The sequence below is a fragment of the Natronorubrum halobium genome (assembly GCF_051351675.1).
GTDB lineage: Archaea > Halobacteriota > Halobacteria > Halobacteriales > Natrialbaceae > Natronorubrum.
Window position 1 is genome coordinate 722,368 of sequence record NZ_CP195595.1, and the last position, 20,917, is coordinate 743,284.

Genomic DNA, 20,917 nt, shown 5'->3' on the forward strand with positions numbered 1-20,917 from the left:
ACTGTCGGTATACCGAGACTTACTGCAGAACGAGGACTCGAGGTGGCCGTCTCGAGTCACTCAACCTCTCAGTCGGACGCTTCAGCGGCCGCCAGCGGTTCGGATCCCACCTTTTTCCGTTCGGGTTCGTTCGCTTCGCTCTCTCACCGCTCACGCAAAAATCTGTCCGGCGAGAGCGAAGCTCTCGCTGACCATTGCCTCACTCCGTTCGGTAAGAGACCAAAAAACCGCCTCACTCCGTTCGGCGGCGACTAATCTGAGGCTTCAGCGGCCGCCAGTGGCTCGATCGCGATCGTCACCGTCACGCCTTCGACCTCCCACTCCTTGCGGTTGCCGTTGTCGACCTCGAGGTCGCCGATATCGTCGGCGCGGACCTCCTCGCGAATGAGGTCCTCGCGCTCGGCGACCAGCGCGGCGACGCGGTCGTCGTCGATCGAGAGGTCCAGCGCGATCCGCTCCTCGACGTCGAGTTCGAGGTCCTTGCGCATCTCCTGGACGCGGCGGATGACCTCGCGAGCGTAGCCCTCGCTCTCGATGTCGTTGGTCAGCGAGGCGTCGACGTACGCGACGCCGCGGTCGTCGCCGTTCAGGCCGAAGGCGGTGCCGGCGACGCCGTCGGGCGTCTCGGTGACGAACGAAACCATCTCGTCGGTGATTTCCTCGCCCTCTTCGAGCACGCCTTCCACGGCGGACTCGATCGCCTCGAGCCCCGGTTCCTCGATCCGGGCCTCGTTGAGCGCGTTCATGACCCGTCCGGCGCGGTCGCCGAACGCCGGTCCGAGTTCGCTCATGTCGGCCTCGGCGCTGTAGTTCAGTTCGCCCCAGCGGTCGTCGGGCGAGACGAGTTCGATATCGCGGGCGTTGAGTCGGTCCTCGAGCAGCGGCGTGTGGCGGGAAACGGCGTCGACCACGCGCTGGTCGTCGGCGGCGACGACGACTCGCGGGACGGGCCAGCGGAGCTTGCGACCGGCCTGCTGGCGCGCGTTCGCGCCGGCCTCCTCGATCGCGCGCAGGATGGCGACGTCCTCCTCGAGTTGCTCGTCCGCCCAGTACTCCTCGACGGCGGGCCAGTCTTCCATGTGGACGGTGTCGTGGCCGGCGTCGCCGGTGAGCGTGCCGTAGATCTCCTCGCTGACGAACGGCGCGTAGGGTGCGAGGAGCGCGACGCTCTCGCGGAGGACGCGGTAGATCGTCGCGTAGGCGGCCGTCTTGGATCCGCTGTCCGTTTCGTCCCACATCCGTTCGCGGACGGCCTGGATGTAGAACCGCGAGACGTCCTCGACGACGAACTCGATGAGCGCCTCGAGCGCGCGGTCCTGACGGAACTCCTCGAGATGTTCGGTCATCTCGGCTTTTGTTGACTGCAGTCGGGCGAGGATCCACTCGTCGACGAGTTCGAGGTCCGAATCGGCATCGTTCAGGGTCGTCTCGTCCGGATCGAAGTCGTCGAGTCGCATGTACGGCAGCGGGAACCGGAAGACGTTCCACAGCGTCCGGAGGTGGTTCTCCATCGTGCCCATCTCGTCCCACGAGAAGCGCATGTCGTCGCCCTGCGGGTTCGCCGAGAGCAGGAACATGCGCATCGCGTCGGAGCCGTGGCGCTCGATGGCCGTGTCGGGTTCGACGACGTTCCCGACGGATTTGGACATCTTGCGGCCGTCTTCGTCCAGCGCGTGGCCGTGCATCAGCACCTTGTCGTACGGAACCTCGCCCATCGCGGCGGTCCCCATCCCCAGCTGGGACCAGAACCAGCCCCGCGTCTGGTCGTGGGCCTCGAGGATGAAGTCGGCGGGCCAGAGCTCGTCGAACTGGCTGTCGTCCGACGGGAAGTCGAGGGTGCCCCACGACGCGACGGAGGAGTCGAGCCAGACGTCGAAGACGTCGGGAACGCGCGTGTAGGTAGTCCCATCCTGGGTGATCGTGAGGTCGTCGACGGTGTCCTTGTGGAGGTCCACAGTTTGAGAATCGATATCCTGATCGACGCGCTCGGCGAGTTCCTCGCGGTCGCTGATGACGATTCGATCCTCGTCGTCGTCGCGGTCCTCGGGGGTCCAGACGGGGAGCGGAATGCCCCAGTAGCGCTGGCGGGAGACGTTCCAGTCCGGCGCCTCCTCGACGAAGTCGCGGAAGCGGTTGTCGCGGGCCCACTGCGGATACCACTCGCTGTCCTCGATGTTGTCGAGGAGTTCGTCTTTCACGTCCGTGATCGTGATGAACCACTGGTCGGTGACGATCTGGAGAATGCCCGTGTCACAGCGCCAACAGTGACCGTAGTTGTGGTGGACGGTGCCCGACGCGAGCAGCGCGCCGTTGTCCTCGAGATCGGCCGTGATTTCCGGGTCGGCCTCCTTGACGAACTGGCCCTCGTACTTGCCCGCTTCCGCGGTGTAGACGCCGTCGCCGCCGACGGGACAGAAGATCGGGAAGCCGAGTTCGCGACCGCGCTCGAAGTCGACCTCACCGTGGCCGGGTGCGGAGTGGACGAGTCCGGTGCCGTCGCCGTGCGTGTCGACGTAGTCGGCGGCGTAGACCTCGAACGCGCCCTCGGCGTCGACGTGGTCCGGAACCGCTTCCGCGAGCGGGTGCTCGTAGGACCAGCCGAGTAGCTCCTCGCCGGTGAGCTCTTCGACGACCTCGTACTCCTCGTAGCGGCCTTCCTTGAGGACCTCCTCGTGTTTGGCGTCGGCGACGTACAGCAGCTCTTCCTCCCCGTCCTTCTCCGCACGCACGCCGACGTAGTCGCCGTCCTCGTCGACGGCGACGAACGTGTTCGCGGGGATCGTCCACGGGGTGGTCGTCCAGATGACGATCGAGCCCTCGCGGTCGTCCAGGTCGAACTTCACGTAGATCGAGGGGTCCTCGACGTCCTCGTACTCGACTTCGTTGTTCGCGATGGCGGTCTCACAGCGCGGGCACTGCGAGATGGAGCGGTGGCCCTTCTCGACGAGTCCGCGGTCGGCAGCCTTCGAGAAGCCCCACCAGGCCGCTTCCATGTACTCCGGGCTGACCGTCCGGTAGGGGTTGTCCCAGTCCATCCAGACGCCGAAGGACTTGAAGTCGTCCTGAAGGCCCTCGAGTTGCTCGTCGGCGTACTCCTTACAGGCCTCGATGAAGTTCTCCTCGCCGTACTCCTCGATGTCCTTCTTGTTCTCGAAGCCGAGTTGCTCCTCGACTTTCGTCTCGATGGGGAGACCGTGCATGTCGTAGCCCGGTCGGTCCGTCACGTCGTACCCCTGCATCCGCATGAATCGGATGTAGACGTCCTTCAGGGACTTGTTCCAGGTCGTTCCCATGTGGGCCGAGCCCGACGTGTACGGCGGGCCGTCCACGAAGAAGAACGATTCACCGTCCGATCGGTGGTCGACCGTCTGCTGATAGGCGTCGACGTCGTCCCAGTAGTCGAACACCCGTTGCTCTACAGCGTGGGGATCGTACTGGTCGTCGACCTCGCCGAACCTGCTCATGTGGGTCCAATCTCACTCCGAGAGTAAAGGGGAATCGGTATTGCGGACGCCGGCGTCGGCGTGCGATGGGCCGTACCGACGAAGAAAGCTGCCTTACTGACTCGCGGCGATCAGCCGTCCGATCAGTTTCTGATAGGCGATGCCGTAGACGCCCGCGTAGAGCAGGACGCAGCCGATCGCGGCCAGCCACATCGCGACCATCGTCTCGCCCGAGCCGAGATGCTGAACGCTCGCGTACTCGGCGACGATACCGCCCGTCGTCAGTACGCCGGCGAGAACGGTATAGATGGCCATCGGAAGCAGTTCTGCGAGTAGTTCGGGGGTTGCCGATCCCATTGATTCTGGAGAATCACTCTACGAAGGTAAACCTATCCCTCCGCTCGAACCGATCCGAGCGACCTAACTCGCTCGAGACCGACGTACGGTCGTGTCTCCGTCCCCCTCCAGTGACGGTCCGAACCCGACCGTCGACACCGATTCCGACACCGCTACCGATTCCGCTCCAGAGACCGCTCCCGACCCGGACTCCGATACCCGTACCGACGCGACGCCCGCTCGAGACCCCGCCTATCCGACCACGCGAAACGTCGTCGAACCCGACTGCGAGCGCTGTCCGGCCCTCACCGAGCACCGCGAGTGCATCTCGTGGGGAACCGGTCCGCTCGACGCGACCGTTCTGGTCGTCGGCGAGGCACCCGGTGCCGGCAATCCCGACGCCGACCGCTGGCAGGGCGGGAACTGGACCGGGATGGCCTACACCTCGAGACACTCCGGACGGCGCATCCGCCGGATGCTCGATCGGATCGGCTACGGCGACGAGGCCTACTACACGAACGCGGTGAAATGTTTTCCGCAGGATCCGACCGATCCGACGAGCAACCGCGAGCCGACGCCCGACGAGCGCGCGAACTGTCGCGGCCACCTCGTCACCGAGGTCGAGACGGTCGATCCCGACGTGGTGCTCGCGACCGGGAAACACGCGACGAAGTCGGTGCTCGCGGTCGAAGACCGCGACATCGACGGATTCGTCGATAGCGTCCTGACGCCAGTCCGGTGTGACCGTCTCGAGACGCAACTCGTCCCGATCCTCCATCCGTCCTACCAGGACGTCTGGATCGGGCGCCTGGGCTACGAACCGGAAGAGTACCTCGAGGCGATTCGAGAGACGCTCGACGAGTACTGTCGCCCGCCAGCAGAAGACTAACCGCACGGACTCACGCGTCCGTTCTCGAGGACCAGTTACGAGACGCGCTGGGACTCGAGCGGGACCTCGCGTTCGGGCGGCGCGACGTCCCACCGATCCGCGGTAACGCCGTCGACGCCGGCGCGTTCGAGGGCACGGATGTCGTCGACCGTTCGCGCCGCTTTCCAGGCGATAACGTCGAACCCGTGGTCACGGGCGGCGGCGACCACGTCGGTTTCGACGCAGAGGTCGTAGTGGGGGAAGACGTGCGTGCAGTCCAGTTCGGCGGCCTGCGAGAGGTTCGCGTCCGGTTCGTCGCCGAAGAGCAGTCCGTTCGGGACCTCCAGGCAGTTCGCCTGCAGTTCCGCGAGCGCCTCGGGGTCGAACGACGAGACGCGGACGTTCGCACCGGCCGCCATCGCGAGTTGCACCGTGTCCGCAGCGATCCCCCGCTCTTTCAGTTCGAGTTGAACCGTCGTCTCGTTCGGAACGGTCTGCAACACCGTTTCGAGGCGTGGAATCCCTTCGTCGGACTCGAGGACGGTCAACTCGCGAAGGTCGGCCCACGGCGTCTCCGAGACCTGAGCGTCGGCATCGGTCACGCGCTCGAGCGTCTCGTCGTGAAACACGACCAGTTCGCCCGAGTCACAGCGACGGACGTCGACCTCGACTGCGGGGAGTCGTCGGGCGGCTTCGCGAATCGCGAGGAGGGTGTTTTCCGGAGCCTGGTCCGCACAACCGCGATGGCCGATAATCTCCATCTACCGGGATCCCACGCCCCAGTTCTCATCAACATTGTGTTTTCTAGCGCTGTACTGGCGATTGTACGGACTGTCTCCGAAGCATACCAGTCGTTCTCTCACCTGGGCGCACTGATTCGATCGGAGGCGAGCCACTCGCGGGCTCGATCGAGATCGGCCGGCCGGTTGATCTCGAGGTGCCGCTCGGCCGGGAGCAACAGCGGCCGAGTCGGCGTCCGGGGGTAGACACAGGGATACCAGTCGTCGAGTCGCTCCTCGAGGATTCGGATCGCCGCCGACCGGTGGGTGCGACTCACGATACCGAACCCGGCGTGTCGGTGGCCTTCGATGAGGCCATACGCCGTTACGTTCCCCCGCTCGTCCCAGCGGATCGCAGTCTCGGCGCTCTGTACGCCCGGAATACAGCCGACGAGATTGAGACTGCGTCTGCGGCTGTCGAACTGCTCGCTCAGGCGACCGACCTCGCGCTCGTCGACGAGAATGTCCCCGTTCAGCACCAGCAGATCGTCGTCGATGTGGCGGAGTGCGAGGAGCAACGACGCAGCGTTCTCGTACCGCTCCCACTCCTCGAAGACGATCGGATCCTCGAGGTCGTAGCGCTCGAGGACGGTCTCGTGACAGTACCCGAGGACGGTGCTCGTCCCGTCGACGTGTGGCTCGAGTAGCTCCCGCTGGCGGTCGTACAGCGTTCGGCCGTCGAACTCGAGGAACGCTTTCGGGACTTCGTCGGTGTAGTGTCCCATCCGTCGCCCCCGTCCCGCAGCGAGGATCACGCCACGCATCGACACACCTCCCTGGCGGCGCGTTCGCCGGCCCGTCCGTCCATCGGAATGCCGAGCGCGTCGAGCCACGACGCCCGTCGTTGCGCCGCGACGTCGGGTTCGCCGTTCCGATAGCAGTCGTCGACGAGTGCGAGGTCGATCGCGTCCGTCGTGATGCCGATTCGCGGCACCTCACGGTTCGGCGCGTCGATGTCGGTCAGTTGGATCAGCGGCCGACCGGTGTGGAGCCACTCGGCGATCAGCCCGGAGTAGTCGGAGACGAGGACGTCCGAGCGGCGCATACTCTCGATGGGCGTCGTGGTCGTATCGAAGACGACGTTCGGCAGTTCGGCGATTCGCTCGCGACACGCCCGCGTGATCGCTAATCCCGGTCCTTCGCGTCTATCGGTCGGATGCGGTCGAAACAGGAGTTCGTACTCGGTGTCGGCGAAGCACTCGACGACCGAACGGGCGGTGTTCGCGTACGCGCCTCGACCGATCATGTAGTTCGTCGGGGCGTACAGCACGCGGCGTTCGCGGGGTGGCGGGGTGTCGACCAACGCGTCGGCTTCCGGGATGCCGACGACGGCGACGGTTACGCCGGACGGGGCGGCCTCTCGGTAGGCGTCCGCCCATCGTTCGCCGGGTGCGAGGGCGGCGGTGACGTGCTGGAGGATCGTTTCCGTCGTCACATCGATCTCGCCGCGACCGATCGATGCGCCGTGTCGGATGTGTACGAGCGGATACTCCTCGTAGAACGAGACGCGGTCGATACCGAACCGGTGGTTGTAGACTACCACGCCGGGGTCGATCGCTCGCACGTTTTCGTCCACGCTACCGGGGTTGTCCACCTCGATTTCGTCGATGCGGTCGCTACAGCCGCGTGCGTCCGCTCGAAGCGAGACGTACGCCGATTCGACGTCTACGTGGCGATCGATCGCTTCGAACGTTTTGCTCATAAACGGTCGTTCGATAGCGTAGAGTACGTCTACCATCCTGTGGATTCTCCCGAAGCGTTCGTTTGCGCGCCTCGCTCCGATCCTGGTCGAAGGCTCGTCTCGGGACGGCGCGTTTCACCGCCGTGACCAACCGATGCTCACGGTACTCCGTCGAGCGGTATAGTGTTTGTAGCGGCACACGCCGACAGGACCGTGTATTTTCAGTAGTAGATGGAAAATGCGCACGAACACACAATCTCTCGAACCGTCAACGACGGTTTCGGGTTCGCTCCGAGGCGATTCGGGAACCGCTCGACGAGTGCTGTGAGAGTGCCGATGCGAGGCCGTCCGCAGCCGGAGGTGTCGTCTACAGGCGGAGCAGGCCGAGTGCCTCGGGGCTTGACCCCGAGGGTGAAGGCCGTAAGTCCGATTTAGACGTGTTCCGTTCGCTCGATATACTGTTCAATCGTGTCGGTCGATGTGCCTTCTCTCAACACCCTTCCCGTTGTTCGGAAGGTGCGACGGCAGGCATCGGGGGCCGTGGACGCCCCGACCGTGACCCTCGACACCGCCCGAGGCTGTCAGACCGATGGTGTTGCGGGAGTGTCCGACTAATCCACGGGAAGCCTCGGGGTCGTACGGAAGATCGAAGATCTTCCGTGACTGAGCGAATCGGAGATTCGCGATGTCCGCGAACGCGAAGCGTTCGCTTGATGACGAGAGAGCTTTGCTCTCTCGAACCACTTGACCCCGAGGCGGTTCACTCGCAGTCTGGCTCGAGCCGCCGATTCCGTCACCGAGCGGGTCACAGAACCGTCGTAACGACGGTATAAACCGCCGAAAAGAGCAGAAACCAGAAGACCGATCTGACGAGTAGTTTGCTGTGACTGGCCTTGATCGGCGCCGTCTCGTGGAGTCGCTGCTCGGCGTTCAACAGTGCTCGAACGAGTCCGCCGTTGGGTCCTGAATCACTCATCCCTTCCGCAGTGGTACTCGGTACACCGGGTTAACCGTCCCGACTCCACGTACGTCGCTGCGTCGTGGACCGGTATCAGGGGTGACGCGACTCGGTATCGGGACGACGCGATCCGATAGTACGTGACACAGACTCGAGGTCCGGATACTCGAGTCGAGTCGAACCGACGCCGTCGATGCTCGGCGCTGTTCGTCGGCTAAAACCGACCACCGACAAAGAACCGTCGGTGGTGGTAGGTCAGGATACGTGACGTTGGTGGTTTCCGATACAGGGGCGATACGACACCGCGCCCAGGTGGGCACTCGATTCGAGGCCGGCGTCGCTATTGAAGGCCGGTGACCGTCCACCCCACTTATCGTGACTTTATCCCAGTTTAATGGGTGTCTCTGACGTGACGCTCGCCGAATCGATACTGTTCCGTTTTCGCACACCACTGCCGTCTCGCGCCGCTCGAGCGGGTAAACTTCTTACAGTGGGCCGACACACACTCGCGTATGAGTACGATCTTCAGTCAGATCGTGGAGGGAGAGATCCCGGCACGAGTCGTGTACGAAGACGAGACGACGATGGCCTTTCTGGACGCGAACCCGCTCGCCTCGGGCCACACCCTGGTCATTCCGAAAGACGAGTACGAACGACTGAACGATATCCCCGACGACGTCGCCGCGGATCTCTACGCGACGATCCACCGGATGGTCCCCGCCGTCGAGGAGAGCGTCGACGCCGACGCGACCACCGTCGCGTTCAACAACGGCGAGGAAGCCGGCCAGGAGGTGCCCCACGTCCACTGTCACATCGTCCCTCGCTTCGAGGGCGACGGCGGCGGCCCCATCCACGGCATCACCGGCGAGCGGCCGGACCTCGCGGACGACGAACTCGACGATATCGCGGACGGTATCGAGTCTCGAGCCTGATTTGCCCGGCGTTCGATCCCGTCACGACGGCGCGCCGTGACACTTTTCTCGCTCCCGTGTGAGCCTCGAGTATGATCGCCGGACTCGCCGCCCAGTTCCGGGCCCACCCCGTCGCCACGGTCCTCGAACTCGGCAGCGTCGTCGTCTGTCTCCTGCTGTTCGTGGGCACGCTGGCGCTGCTCTCGAGCGGCCCGCCGACCGGCCGAGGTGGCCCGTGGCTCATCCTCGTCGGTATCGGAGCCGCGTTCGTCGTGTTCTGGACGGCGCTGGTACCGCTGTACGAACGTCTCGTATACCCGTAGTGTGTTCAGTAGAGAGAATCTCCATTCACCTTGGTCCGATCAGGCCACGTGCGGTGGCGCGCGCTGGCTGCGAGGCGCGACCGGCGGGAGCGCCTCGGAAAAGCGAACGGGGAGCACAGCGACCCGTGAGCCCAGTGAGGCGCGGCTCACAACCGTGCGAGGTCGTTGCGAGTGCAACTGCTCGGAAGTCGCGAAGCGTCTTCCGGTGGATGAGCGAGCGGAGCGCGGCACGGAGCGCCGCGGTAAAGCGAACGAATCGGCTGGGGAGGACGTGGCAATCACCCATGTGAGTAACAGCAAAACGCTCGCTCTCGCCGAAACAGATCTGCAAGTTCGCCTATCGAGCGGACGCCGCACAAAAACACTTCTCTACGAAGCGAACTCTTAGATGATCGTCCCGACGAGCAGGTCGCCGTAGACCAGCGCGATCGCCAACCCGAGGAACACCGGCACGAGAAACGGCGTCCCCGGCGAGATCCAGACCGTCTCCTTCGCGGTGAGGACCTCGAGCCCCTCCCGTAACTCCGCGGACGAGGTGCCGTAGGCCGTCCCGTCGATGTCCGCGAGGAAGGCGTCCGCGCCCCACGGGTCGTCGTACTCGAGCGTGTCGTCAGCCCCCGTAGCGGGTTCAGTATCGGTTTCGGGACCGTCGGCTCCGTCGGACTCGTCCTCGAGTGTCGTCCCACCGTCGCTCCGAACCGCCGCCGTAACCGCGCCGTCGGTCGGCGGGTTCGGCTCCTCGGGGAGCGTCGCCGGATCGCGGTACCGGTCGGGCTGTTCGCGAACGTCGGCCAGCGTGAGCCCCCGCCAGCGGAGGTACATCCGCAGGGCGTCCAGGTCGAGTCCGCCCCGTGAGCGCCCCTCGGGGGTCTCGAGGAGTCGGCCGTGCAGTTCGGGGATCCGATCCCACGAGACGGGCCAGCCGATGAACATCACGCCGTTGACCCGGCCGGCAGCGGCGTTGCGAACCGCGAGGACGATCGGAATGGCGACGCCGATGACGACGGCGTTCGTCAGGATCGTAAACGAGAACGTCTCGATCGGCGTGGTCGTCAGGGGGAACGTCCACGAGCCCACGGCGTACTGCGGGAAGGTCGGGAACAGTAGCGCCAACACGAGCAACGCCTTCGCGTCGGCGCCGCCGAAGCCGCCGAACCACCAGAATAGGTAGGCGATGGGAACGACGAAGCCGATACTCACCGCCGCCGGAAGCAGGAACTCGTGGGTCCAGGCGTAGCCGTCGGCGTTCCAGGCGATCCAGCCGTCCCAGACGAGCAGAACGGCCCCGAGGAGGGCGAGGGGGATCCAGACGGTACTCGAGACGCGTCTGGTCTTGATGTCGCGAATCGCGACCCAGGCGAAGACGGGGACGGCGACGAGCCGCAGGAGGTCCGGCGTCGTCGCCACGGCACCAGCGAGTGTCACAGGTTTCCGTGCGAAGCGGGGTAGTGTTATCCTTTCGGCTCCGACCACGGGTCGGTTGCGAGTCGATAGCCGTCGGGACCAGCATCAGCACTCGAGTGAGCGGTCGATCCCGGACGAGCCCACGGATCGACCCGTTGTCGTATGCGGTAGCGTTGCTGGCTCTCGATGCGGTACGGTCGGTATCGACGATGCCGTGACTCCGTTTCAGAGCGGACGCTCACTGTCGTCCTCGCAACGAACGTGGCGAAAATGCGGCCCCAAAGCGGGGTGCATCCGTCGAACTGTGCGCTGTCGTTTAAATGACGCGGTTCTGCAGGTAGTCGAGGTGCTTTGCGTTGTAGACGATCTGCACCTCGTCGGTCTCTGCGGAACCGATGCAGGTCAGACGGACGTTCCTGTCCTCGACTTCCTCGTCCGAGAGGATCTGCTGCATGTCCATCTCGATCTCGCCTTCGTAGACGATGGCCGCACAGTTCGCACAGGCGCCTGCACGGCAGGAGAAGGGCCAGTCGTAGCCCTGAGCCTCGGCGGCCTCGAGGATGTACTCGCCTTCGGCGACGTCGAGAGTCCCGTAGTCCTCCTCGTCGAGACCGGCGTCGGCGGCCTGACCGAAGAGGTCGTCGTCGTCCATCTCCCATCCCTGGTCGTCTAGCACTTCGTAGTTGAGGTATTCTACCGTGGGCATCACTCTACGATTCGAGACCCGCACTGGTATAGCTTGCTGTTCAGTCCTAAATTGTCTTTCAATCAGAATTGACTATTTCGAAGCAAAGAATATCAGCATCCGTCAAATAACGGGCCGGGAACGCGACGAGAAACGGAAACATCGCAACTCCAGCGTGGTTACAGTGGGTACCGCGTTCGTGGCAGCGTCGTGGAACGTCGTCCCGAGTTGCGATCACGTCTCGATGGAACTCGAGGTCGTGTGTTCGCCCGTCACTCCGACGGAGGCTCGTTCGACCACCGGTCCGGCGACCGTTCGAGTGGGTGTCCGACCCGCAGTCGGTCGTCAGAAGCCGAAAATCGGGACGAACCGGAACGTGAGAAATGCGCCGACGGTCGAGATGATCGGGACGACGTTCTGCATGATGATGACGCGGGCCGTCGTCGAGGGGTTGAAGAGATCCGATGCTTTCGGGATGTCCTCGGGTTCTTCCTCGCCGATACGCGGGGCCTGCTCTCCTTCTTCCTCGGCGGTGAGCGCACCGACGGAGACCCGGGTCTCCTCGCCCTTCCGAGCGTCGGAGATCGTCGTCGTCCGGGTTGCACGGCCCCAGCCGAGACCGATGATCGCCATCGTCGCCACCACCACGAAGCTCGCCGGAATGCCGATCGCCGACAGCATAATGACGATCGTCGATGCCACGATGGCGACGATGATCGCCGCCGTGAGCGGCAGGTTCGTAATATCGTTCCCGAGCGTCTCCATGGTTCGCCGGGCGATGGTGAAACACCCGACGGTCACCGCCGCCGAACCGATCAGGATCAGCGGGATCATGTCGACGTCGCCCGTGCCGTAGATCGGGGCGATGGCGTTCGCGATGTTACTCGTTCCCGACGAGAAGGCCATCAGACAGCCGATCCCGACGACGACGAACGCGCCGGTGACCTCCCGTCGAGTGGCGTTTTCCTGGAACCGGAATCGCGGAACGATACTCGAGCGATCGATCGTAATCATCTGGCGCCCCTCCCGGTCCCCTTCGATGGCGATCCACCGGTTGATCTGCGGATAGAAGTACCGACCGATGACGCCTGCGACCCAGAAGCCGATGATCGGTGCGACGATCCACCAGACGACGATCTCGCCCATCACCGCCCAGTTGAGTTCGCCGGTCGCGAGGCCGAGCGCGGCGATCGCACCGACGGCCGTCATCGAGGTCGAGGCGGGAACGCCGGCGTAGTTGCCGATGAACAGCGCGCCCCCGATAAAGAAGAGGACGGCGACGTTCGATCGCATCGTAAAGATCGCCGTGTCGTGGACGAGTTCGTTCCCCAGCGTGTCGACGACCTGGGGGCCGATCGTGATCGCTCCGAAGAAGAAGAAGACCGACATCAGTGCGGCTGCCATCAGCTTCGTGATCACGTTCGCGCCGACGGCCGGCCCGAACGCCGGTCCGGTCGTCGCACCACCGATGTTGTAACCGACGAACACCGCGACAATGAGTCCCACAATAAGCAGTACTTCTGTCACGTCCAGAGCGTAAGCGGGCCAATCCTAAAAACGCGCCTATTCGCCAGTCGACCCAGTGAGATGCCGTCACACACGAGTCTTCCCGAACGTCTCGCGACGACTCGACGCGCGAGTCAGTGGTGGTCGGTGATCCGTTCGTCGTCCCAAAGGATTTCGTCGGCCGTATCGTACGGTTCGACATCATGTTGCCACGCGTCCCACCGATTGAGGGAAACGGAAGGGTACGGTGTGAAGACGGGCCGGTACACTCGCGAGCCCCACAAACCGACGCGGAGTCGGACGGGTTGCGATTATGAATCCGGCACGCGTCGACGCGATCATCGACCTCGCGTACGGAGCGTTGATCTTCCTCTCGATCGGCCTGATCGCGACGCTCGACATTCGGATCGGACTGACGTTCGGGCTGGGCGTGTTCGCCTCGTACATCCTCCACGTCGTCTGGAAGATGGCCCGGTTCGATCCCGAGTGGATGACCAAGGCCGTCCAGGAGTCGGTCAGAGAGACGATGGACGACTCGGTCGAGAAACAGGTCGAACGGACGGTCAGTGACACCGTCGAGGAGAGCGTCGAACGGACCATGGACGATACCGTCGAGAAACGCGTCGAACGGACCGTCAGCGATGCCGTCGAAGAAACGGTCGAACAGACCGTCGGCGACCAACTCGAGGAGGTACAGGCGCAGGTCGAATCCGTCGACGAGCGCGTCGACCGCCGCCCCCGCGAGGACGAGGTCGAGGGACTCATCGAGGGGTCAATCGACGACGACCGAACCGAAGACTGATCGCGCCGGTCGCGGGATCCGGTTACCGGACGATCACGACCGGGACCGGAGACCGCCGCACGACTTTTTCGGCCACCTTGCCGACGAACAGCCGTTCCGCCACGCTACCGCCGTGCGTGCCGATGACGACCGTGTCGTAGTCGTCGGCGCAATTGATGATCGCGCGAACGGGGGTGCCCAGCTGGACGTCGGTCTCGAGTTCGGCGTCGCCACCGGCGCGCTCGGCGATTTCGCGTGCGCGATTGAAGGTCGGCTGTGCGTGTTCCGCCGCCACTTCGTCGAGGTCGTCGGCCAGCGAGAGCCCCGTCGCCTCCCCCCACATCGGCGACGGTTCGCCGACGACGCGCAAGACGGTTATCGCGGCGTCCGGATAGGCCTCGAGGGCGTACTCGAGGGCGCGTTCGCTCATTTCGGAGCCGTCCATCGGGACGAGAACCCGTGAGATCATAGGGAGACTACACCAGCGACGCGAATAAACGCGGGGGAGTCGTCAGCTGATCCCGACGGCGGTGAAGAAGCCGTACGCGAGCAGCGTCGACATCGACGGGCCGATGATCCACATCGAGACGTACTTGACGATGGCCCGCGGGTTGAAGAGATCGCCGGCGTTCAGGACCTCGTCGGACTCCGCCTCACCGATTTTGGTCATCGGGGCGTCCGGTTCCGCCGTCAGCGCCCCCATCGACAGCTCCGCGTCGGTCTTCCCCCGAACGGCGTCTCGAGCCGTGATGGGACGGGTCGCTCGCCCCCAACCGAGTCCGACGATCGTCATCACCGAGGACATCACGAGACTGATCGGAATGCCGGCCCACGAGAGGAGCGTCGTGATCGTCGAGGCGGTTATCATGACGATCAACGCCGCGAGCAGCGGGATGTCGCTGAGTTCGCTGCCGACGGACTCCATCGTCCGGCGGGCGATCGTGAACCCGCCCAGACCGATCGCGACCGTCGCGATGATGATCGCCGTGTTGACCTCGAGTGCGCCGCTGCTAACCAGCGGTGCGACGGCGTTCGGAACGTTGCTCGCACCGGCGCTGAAGGCCATGTAACAGCCGATGACGAGGACGACGATCGTCCCGCCGAGCTCCTGGTAGGTCGTGTTCGGTCCGAGTGCCAGTTTCGGAACCGAGCCGCTGCGATTCACCGCGAGCAACGCCCCCTCGGACGTCCTGATCTCGAACCGCCGGTTGAGTTCCGGATAGATGTAGCGCCCGACGGTCGCGCCGACCCAGAGGCCGATAATCGGCGTCACGATCCACCACGAGACGATCCAGCCGATCGTGTCGAAGTTGAGCGTCCCCGTCGCCAGCCCGAGTCCGGCGATCGCGCCGACGGTCGTCATCGACGTCGGAACGGGGACGCCGAAGACGTTCGCGATGAGGATCCCCAGCCCGATGAAAAAGAGGACGGCAACGCCCGCGGCGAGCGAAATCTCGATCGCGATAATGTCGCCCGCCAAGGTGTCCATCACGTTTCGGCCGACGGTCCAGCCGCCGAGGAAGACGAAGAACGTCATCAGCGCGGCCGCCGTGGTCTTTCGGAGGAGCCCCGCTCCCACGGCGGGTCCCCACGCGATCCCGGTCGAGGAACCGCCGATATTGAACCCCACGAAGATGGAGGCGACAACCCCAACCAACAGCACAGTTTCGACCATCGGCGGATAATACACGTGTGTTCCTGAAAGGAGTACTGGATGCTGTCAGTACGATAAACGAGTAATACTGCTATCTTACGCTCGAGATTCGTCACGTTCCCCAGAAGAACGCGATGCCGAGCACAGTCACGACCGAGAGGAGCAACTGCAACGGCGCGCCGATCCGGGCGTAGTCGCTGAATCGATAGCCTCCGGGACCGTAGACGAACAGGTTGGTCTGATAGCCGATCGGTCCCAGGAAGGCCGTGCTCGCGGCGAAGGTGACCGCCATGACGAAGGCGAAGGGGTTCGCCCCGATTCCGGTCGCTGCGGCCGCCGCGACCGGGATCAGGAGGACGACGCTGGCGTTGTTGCTGATGACGTTGGTCAGAAGCGCCGTGAGCAGATAGAACAGCCAGAGGACCGCGATTGTCGGCAACACCCCCGCGGCCTCGACGACCGCGAACGCGAGCAGCGTCGCCGCTCCGGTCCGTTCGAGGGCGATTCCCAGCGGGATCACGCCCGCGAGCAGGAAGATGATATCCCACTCGACGGCGTCGTACAGTTCGTTCGCGTCGAGAACGCCGGAGACGACCATCGCGACGACGCCCGCGAGCGCGGTGACCAGAATCGGATAGATCTCGAGGGCGGCGACGGTGACGACGCCGATCATGATCGCGACCGCGATGGGTGCCTTGTCGGCCCGGTACTCGGGCCGGGGCGGTTCGCGGGCGACGATCACGTCGTCGCGCCGCGAGAGCCGATCGAGCGTCTCGGGCGGGGCCTGGACGAGCAGCGTGTCGCCGACGTCGAGTCGCCGCCCGACGAGTCGCTCGCCGACGAGCGCGCCGTGGCGGCGAAGTCCCAGTACGGCCGCGCCGAACTCCTCGCGGAACGATTCGGGCGCGAGCCGTTCGCCGACCAGCCGCGAGTCGAGCGAGACGACCAGCTCCGTCACGATCCCCTCGCCGTCCTCGTCGGATATCTCCGGGGTGGATTGCGGGTTGCCGACCAGTTCGACGCCCGCGGCGTCCTCGAGCATCGTGATCGCGTCTCGATCCGTGCGAACGACGAGGATGTCGCCCTCTTCGAGGTGCGTATCTCGACGCGGAGCGATCGATCGCTCACCCTCGCGGACGACCTGCACGACGTCGATTTCGGGGCCGAGTCTGCTGGTCGTGTCGCCGACCGTCGCGCCCACGAGCGGCGAGCCGGGTACGACCGCCACGTCGGCGACGTAGTCTCCGACCTCGTACGCCTCGAGGTAGTCCGCCCGCGGCGGCACGCGTTCGGGCAGGAGGTAGTGGCCGACGAAGATCAGGTAGAGCGAGCCGACGACGACGACGACGACGCCCAGTTGGGTGAACTCGAACATCGAGAACCCGTGAAGTTCGGGGTACTCCGAGCCGAGACGAGCGCTGATGTCGCTCGCGAGGATGTTCGTCGACGTGCCGATGAGGGTGAGCATTCCGCCGACCTGCGAGGCGTACGACAGCGGAATGAGAAGCTTTGACGGCGACGTATTCCCGCGGTTGGCGACGTCGGTGACGACCGGTACCAGCAACGCGACGACGGGCGTGTTGTTCAGAAAGCCGGAGACGGGACTGGTCGCGAGCACCGTCGCGAACAGCTGCTTCCGGAGGCTCTCGCCCGCGAAGCCGGCCATCCGTCGTCCGAGTTCCTGGACGAGACCCGTTCGGGCGATGCCACCGCTCAGGATGAGCATCGCGAGGACGGTGATCGTCGCGTCGTTCGCGAAGCCGGAGATGCCCGTACTCGGATCGATCCCCGTCCACGGCTCGAGGACGACGAGAATCACGATCAGCAGGATCGCCGTCACGTCGATCGGCAGCCGTTCGGTGACGAACAGCACGAGCGCGAGCGCGACGACGCCGAAGACGACGAGAACGTCCGTCGTCAGTTCGGGCTGGGTGACGGGTTCCTGTGCGAGCGCGACGAGTTCCGACATTCGACTGTCGAAATCCACGCCGTCTCGGCCCGTAACGTCTCTGCATGAGACTCGAACTGTAACGCGGCGAGACTCGTCACGCGGAGCGCACGGACGAGACGACGGGATCGTTTCATCTCGAGTCCAGCGCCGAAGTCGGTGGCTTTAGGCACACCCCGCTCCTGCCACCCGCCATGAGCGCCTTTCCGACGTTCGAAGTGATCCCTGCTGTCGATCTCCAGGACGGCGAGGTCGTCCAGCTCGTCCAGGGCGAGCGCGGTACCGAGAGGACCTACGGCGACCCCGTCGAGGCCGCCCAGCGGTGGATCGACGCGGGTGCGGAGTCGCTGCACCTCGTCGACCTAGACGGCGCGTTCGACGGCGAGCGCAAGAACGCCGAGGCTATCGACGCGGTGCTCGTGACCGTCGACGTCCCCACGCAGTTGGGAGGCGGGATTCGAACCGCACGGGACGCGATCGACCTGCTCGAGCGCGGCGTCGACCGCGTCATCCTCGGGACGGCGGCGGTCGAGAACCCCGACATCGTGGCCGAAATCAGCGCCGAACAACCCGACAGCGTCGTCGTCAGTCTCGACGCGAAAGACGGCGAGGTCGTCGTCGAAGGTTGGACCGAAGGGGCCGGAATTTCGCCGGTCGAAGCCGCCGCCCGGTACGAGGAACTGGGGGCTGCGGCGATTCTGTTCACCAACGTGGACGTGGAGGGACGACTCCAGGGCGTGGCTACCGAACCGGTGCGGGAACTGGTCGAGGCGACCGATATCCCGGTCGTCGCGAGCGGTGGGGTTGCGACGCTCGAGGACGTGCGGGACCTCGAGGAGGCCGGTGCGGCGGCGGTCGTGGTCGGCAGTGCGCTGTACGAGGGGAACTTTTCGCTCGAGGAAGCGCGGGACGCCGTCGACAGCAGTTGAGGCAGTTGGGCAGAGACGTGGAGTCGGTATTTCGAGTGCGTTTCCGAGGAACCGAACGACGACTCGAGCGTGCTGCTCACACTGGCGGCGATGATTTCCGCGTCCTCCCCAGCCGATTTCTGCTCACGGGCGCGGAGCGCGCGTTCGCACGGTCCGCGGAACCAGAGGTTCCGCGCTACGCTCCTTTCAGTCGCTCATCCACCGTCAGAGCAAGCTCTGACGAGCCTTCGTTCGTTTCACTCACGAAGACCTCGCACATATTCGAGCCGCGGTTCACTGAACTCGCGGTTCCCGGTAGTCACCGCTCGCTTTCCGAGGCGTTCACTGTGTTCACGCCTCGCTTTCGTTCACCACGGCTCAGCGCGCGCCACGTGGGTTCACCGGCCGGGAGCACGGCTCGAGCAACGCGAGAGTCGTGTGACTCGGGGGAGGGCAGGCGACTCACCGGTACTCACCGCGAGCGACCGACGGGAGCGAGCGGGCCGACGACCGATCCAATGGGGAGGGAGGAATGCTTTTGGTCCAGGTTTTGCCGAGTGACGGAGCGACGTGCGGCAGCAACGCTGCCGTCGTCGACTCCAGAACGCAGCGCAAAAGCTGGTCGTTAGGACTTCCAGAACGCCGGCGTCAGCAGGACGAGCACCGGAATAATCTCGATGCGGCCGATCCACATCATGACGATCATGACGATGCGAGTGGTGACGGGGAAGCCGGCGTAGTTGTCCATGGGGCCGGCCATTCCGAACGCGGGGCCGATGTTGAGGAAGATCGAGGCCGACGCGCTGAGGGCCTCGAACTCGGTAACGTCCGGATCGGCGAAGCGGGCCGCGTCGACGACGACGAAGATCGTTAGCAGGAAGAAGATGACGATGGCCAGGAGGACGTACGCGTAGATGTCTCGGATCGTCTCCTCGTCGACCACGGTGTCGCCGAGCCGGAGCGGACGCACCGCGTCCGGGTGAATCGACGTGAATAGGTTTCGCCGGAACGCCTTCAGCGTCACGAGCCAGCGCAGGGACTTGATCGAGCAGGTCGTCGACCCGGCCATCCCGCCGAGGAACATACACAGAAAGAGCATGTGCGCCGCGCCGGCGGACCACCGGCTGAAGTCCGTCGAGGCGTAGCCCGTCGTCGTCACCATCGACACCACGTTGAACAGCCCGTGCCTGATCGTCTCCTCGAGCCCGCTGTCGATCGCCGGATCCATCCAGAGGATCGCCGCGACGATCGCGCTGAACCCGACCAGAATGCCGATGTAGAACCGGAACTCCTCGGACTCGAGGGGCTGGCGGAAATTCCCCTGGATGACGTAGTACAGCAGGACGAAGTTGGTCGCTCCGAGGATCATGAAGGGCATGACGGCCCACTGGACGACGGGCGCGAACGCGCCGACGCTCTCGGGTTCCGGGGAGAACCCGGCCGTCGCGACGCTGGTTAGCGCGTGGGAGACGGCGTTGAAGAGGTCCATGTTGGGTGCCAACCCGGCCAGGTACAGCGCGTAGAACGTGATGGTGGCGAGTACCGTCAGGCCGACGTACAGCCCCCAGATGAGTCGAGCCGTTTCGTCGATGTGCGGACGGAGTTTGCGGACGTTTCTCGTCTGCGTCTCGGTCTCCATCAGCTGTGCACCGCCGACCATCAGGCTCGAGAGCAGGCCGATGGCGACGATCAGGATCCCGAGGCCGCCGAGCCACTGGAGCACCTGCCGCCAGAGCAGGATCGCACGGGACTGGTTGTCGAAGTCCCAGCCGCTCATGATCGTCGCACCGGTCGTGGTGAGCCCGCTCGTGCTCTCGAAGACGGCGTTGACGAGGCCGTCGACCGATGCCGAAAACGCGGACTCCGGCGGGGCACCGAGGCCGACGAGAGAGAACGGGATCGAACCGATAACGGCGACGCCGAGCCAGGTCAGTGCGACCATCAGAAACGCCTCCCGCTGTTCCAGTTTCCGGTGGCCGCTCAGCCCTTCGAGTACGATACCGACGGCGACCGTTACTACGACCGCCGCGACGAACGGTAGCGGGTCGTCACCGTCGAACACCGCCAGTACGAGCGGGACGGCGAGCGGGACGGCGAGCCACTTCAGCACCGTTCCGGTGAGACTACAACTCGAGCGCCAGTCGACACGAATCCCCATCGAGTGACCGTACCTGCGGGTGGGAGGGCATTAATCAGTTCGGAAACCGACAGCGGCTCGTCACTGCTCGCGCCGAGGGACGGCGATGGGAGACGAAGGAGGGACTCGAGACCCGACTACAGTTCCAAATTAAGCTGTCGTGTCGAATCCGCGAGATCACTGCTTGTAGCCGTGGCCGACGTAGAGCGCGAGCACGTTGACCGCGAGCAGCGCGATGAACGTGAGGGTGATCTGCGGGTCGCCCAGTCCCTGTGCGACGAGGGGCAGGTGGACGAACGGGAGGGCGATCGCCACCCAGAACGACAGGAACTGCGCCGGTCCTTTGAGCGAGCGGAGGGGTGTTCGGTCGGGCTGATCGTGTGGTCGGTCCGGTTCAGGGCCGGACGGACCGATCGATTCGTTCGAGAGCGGGGAGTGGTTAGACATCGGTTCGATTCACTGTCCTGTATGAACGACATTCATCCAACACATCATATAATGGGCCGAACCTTGCCGTCGTTTCGGTCCGTTTCAGACCGTATATGCAATCCATACGACGTTTCGAAACGATCTAAAAGACGATTAGATGTTTTAT

At 64.5% G+C, this 20,917-nt stretch carries 19 protein-coding genes and 1 pseudogene; 6 read left to right on the forward strand and 14 right to left on the reverse strand.

Annotated features, from left to right (window positions below):
* Positions 1-251 precede the first annotated feature (251 nt).
* Together ileS and ACSFC7_RS03530 are read right to left on the reverse strand one after the other, a co-directional pair.
* Complete coding sequence (gene ileS / locus ACSFC7_RS03525; protein ID WP_436346381.1) at positions 252-3,464, reverse strand: isoleucine--tRNA ligase; 3,213 nt, start codon at positions 3,462-3,464, stop codon at positions 252-254.
* 93 nt (positions 3,465-3,557) lie between these two features.
* Positions 3,558-3,800 carry a hypothetical protein gene (locus ACSFC7_RS03530; protein ID WP_436346382.1) on the reverse strand — a complete coding sequence of 81 codons (243 nt, stop codon included), beginning with the start codon at positions 3,798-3,800 and terminating at the stop codon, positions 3,558-3,560.
* Between the two features lie 91 nt (positions 3,801-3,891).
* On the opposite strand from ACSFC7_RS03530, the gene ACSFC7_RS03535 reads away from it, so the two are divergent.
* Positions 3,892-4,668: a uracil-DNA glycosylase gene (locus ACSFC7_RS03535; RefSeq protein WP_436346383.1), complete on the forward strand. Its 777-nt coding sequence runs from the start codon at positions 3,892-3,894 to the stop codon at positions 4,666-4,668.
* Positions 4,669-4,703: 35 nt separating this feature from the next.
* Here ACSFC7_RS03535 and ACSFC7_RS03540 read toward each other — a convergent pair whose 3' ends face one another.
* The 3 genes from ACSFC7_RS03540 to ACSFC7_RS03550 form a co-directional block, all read right to left on the reverse strand.
* Complete coding sequence (locus ACSFC7_RS03540) at positions 4,704-5,408, reverse strand: glycerophosphodiester phosphodiesterase (RefSeq protein WP_436346384.1); 705 nt, start codon at positions 5,406-5,408, stop codon at positions 4,704-4,706.
* A gap of 98 nt (positions 5,409-5,506) precedes the next feature.
* Positions 5,507-6,190, reverse strand: coding sequence for an NTP transferase domain-containing protein (locus ACSFC7_RS03545; RefSeq protein ID WP_436346385.1), 684 nt, complete (start codon positions 6,188-6,190; stop codon positions 5,507-5,509).
* Positions 6,178-7,164, reverse strand: coding sequence for a CDP-glycerol glycerophosphotransferase family protein (locus tag ACSFC7_RS03550; RefSeq protein ID WP_436346386.1), 987 nt, complete (start codon positions 7,162-7,164; stop codon positions 6,178-6,180). The genes ACSFC7_RS03545 and ACSFC7_RS03550 overlap by 13 nt, the downstream gene beginning before the upstream one ends.
* A gap of 420 nt (positions 7,165-7,584) precedes the next feature.
* On the opposite strand from ACSFC7_RS03550, the pseudogene ACSFC7_RS03555 reads away from it, so the two are divergent.
* Positions 7,585-7,722 (forward strand): annotated as a pseudogene (locus ACSFC7_RS03555) (RNA-guided endonuclease TnpB family protein); the annotation flags it as partial.
* Between the two features lie 190 nt (positions 7,723-7,912).
* Here ACSFC7_RS03555 and ACSFC7_RS03560 read toward each other — a convergent pair.
* Positions 7,913-8,083, reverse strand: coding sequence for a hypothetical protein (locus ACSFC7_RS03560; protein WP_436346387.1), 171 nt, complete (start codon positions 8,081-8,083; stop codon positions 7,913-7,915).
* A gap of 494 nt (positions 8,084-8,577) precedes the next feature.
* On the opposite strand from ACSFC7_RS03560, the gene ACSFC7_RS03565 reads away from it, so the two are divergent.
* Together ACSFC7_RS03565 and ACSFC7_RS03570 are read left to right on the forward strand one after the other, a co-directional pair.
* Positions 8,578-8,997 carry an HIT family protein gene (locus ACSFC7_RS03565; protein ID WP_436346388.1) on the forward strand — a complete coding sequence of 140 codons (420 nt, stop codon included), beginning with the start codon at positions 8,578-8,580 and terminating at the stop codon, positions 8,995-8,997.
* A gap of 71 nt (positions 8,998-9,068) precedes the next feature.
* Complete coding sequence (locus ACSFC7_RS03570) at positions 9,069-9,299, forward strand: hypothetical protein (RefSeq protein WP_436346389.1); 231 nt, start codon at positions 9,069-9,071, stop codon at positions 9,297-9,299.
* Positions 9,300-9,683: 384 nt separating this feature from the next.
* Here ACSFC7_RS03570 and ACSFC7_RS03575 read toward each other — a convergent pair whose 3' ends face one another.
* The 3 genes from ACSFC7_RS03575 to ACSFC7_RS03585 all read right to left on the reverse strand — a co-directional run bounded on the left by ACSFC7_RS03575 (position 9,684) and on the right by ACSFC7_RS03585 (position 12,915).
* Positions 9,684-10,724: an A24 family peptidase C-terminal domain-containing protein gene (locus tag ACSFC7_RS03575; protein WP_436346390.1), complete on the reverse strand. Its 1,041-nt coding sequence runs from the start codon at positions 10,722-10,724 to the stop codon at positions 9,684-9,686.
* 295 nt (positions 10,725-11,019) lie between these two features.
* Positions 11,020-11,409 (reverse strand): ferredoxin Fer, encoded by a 390-nt coding sequence (gene fer, locus ACSFC7_RS03580; protein ID WP_436346391.1) that lies wholly within the window; start codon positions 11,407-11,409, stop codon positions 11,020-11,022.
* Between the two features lie 324 nt (positions 11,410-11,733).
* Positions 11,734-12,915 (reverse strand): anion permease, encoded by a 1,182-nt coding sequence (locus ACSFC7_RS03585; RefSeq protein WP_436346392.1) that lies wholly within the window; start codon positions 12,913-12,915, stop codon positions 11,734-11,736.
* Between the two features lie 292 nt (positions 12,916-13,207).
* On the opposite strand from ACSFC7_RS03585, the gene ACSFC7_RS03590 reads away from it, so the two are divergent.
* A complete protein-coding gene (locus ACSFC7_RS03590; RefSeq protein WP_436346393.1) occupies positions 13,208-13,696 on the forward strand; it encodes a hypothetical protein in 489 nt (162 codons plus the stop codon).
* Positions 13,697-13,718: 22 nt separating this feature from the next.
* Here the strand turns inward: ACSFC7_RS03590 and ACSFC7_RS03595 are convergent, their stop codons facing one another.
* The 3 genes from ACSFC7_RS03595 to ACSFC7_RS03605 all read right to left on the reverse strand — a co-directional run bounded on the left by ACSFC7_RS03595 (position 13,719) and on the right by ACSFC7_RS03605 (position 17,298).
* Entirely contained in the window at positions 13,719-14,144 is a 426-nt protein-coding gene (locus ACSFC7_RS03595; RefSeq protein ID WP_436346394.1) for a universal stress protein, read from the reverse strand.
* A gap of 42 nt (positions 14,145-14,186) precedes the next feature.
* Positions 14,187-15,350: an anion permease gene (locus ACSFC7_RS03600; protein ID WP_436346395.1), complete on the reverse strand. Its 1,164-nt coding sequence runs from the start codon at positions 15,348-15,350 to the stop codon at positions 14,187-14,189.
* 91 nt (positions 15,351-15,441) lie between these two features.
* The gene (locus ACSFC7_RS03605) at positions 15,442-17,298 is read right to left on the reverse strand and encodes an SLC13 family permease (protein ID WP_436346396.1); all 1,857 of its coding nucleotides are present in this window, start codon (positions 17,296-17,298) and stop codon (positions 15,442-15,444) included.
* 173 nt (positions 17,299-17,471) lie between these two features.
* Between ACSFC7_RS03605 and hisA the strand changes: the two genes are divergently transcribed.
* Positions 17,472-18,206: a 1-(5-phosphoribosyl)-5-[(5-phosphoribosylamino)methylideneamino]imidazole-4-carboxamide isomerase gene (hisA, locus tag ACSFC7_RS03610; RefSeq protein WP_436346397.1), complete on the forward strand. Its 735-nt coding sequence runs from the start codon at positions 17,472-17,474 to the stop codon at positions 18,204-18,206.
* 604 nt (positions 18,207-18,810) lie between these two features.
* On the opposite strand, the gene ACSFC7_RS03615 is transcribed toward hisA, so the two are convergent.
* Together ACSFC7_RS03615 and ACSFC7_RS03620 are read right to left on the reverse strand one after the other, a co-directional pair.
* The gene (locus ACSFC7_RS03615) at positions 18,811-20,343 is read right to left on the reverse strand and encodes a TrkH family potassium uptake protein (protein WP_436346398.1); all 1,533 of its coding nucleotides are present in this window, start codon (positions 20,341-20,343) and stop codon (positions 18,811-18,813) included.
* A 156-nt stretch (positions 20,344-20,499) separates the two neighbouring features.
* Positions 20,500-20,769 carry a hypothetical protein gene (locus ACSFC7_RS03620; RefSeq protein WP_436346399.1) on the reverse strand — a complete coding sequence of 90 codons (270 nt, stop codon included), beginning with the start codon at positions 20,767-20,769 and terminating at the stop codon, positions 20,500-20,502.
* Between the last annotated feature and the right edge of the window lie 148 nt (positions 20,770-20,917).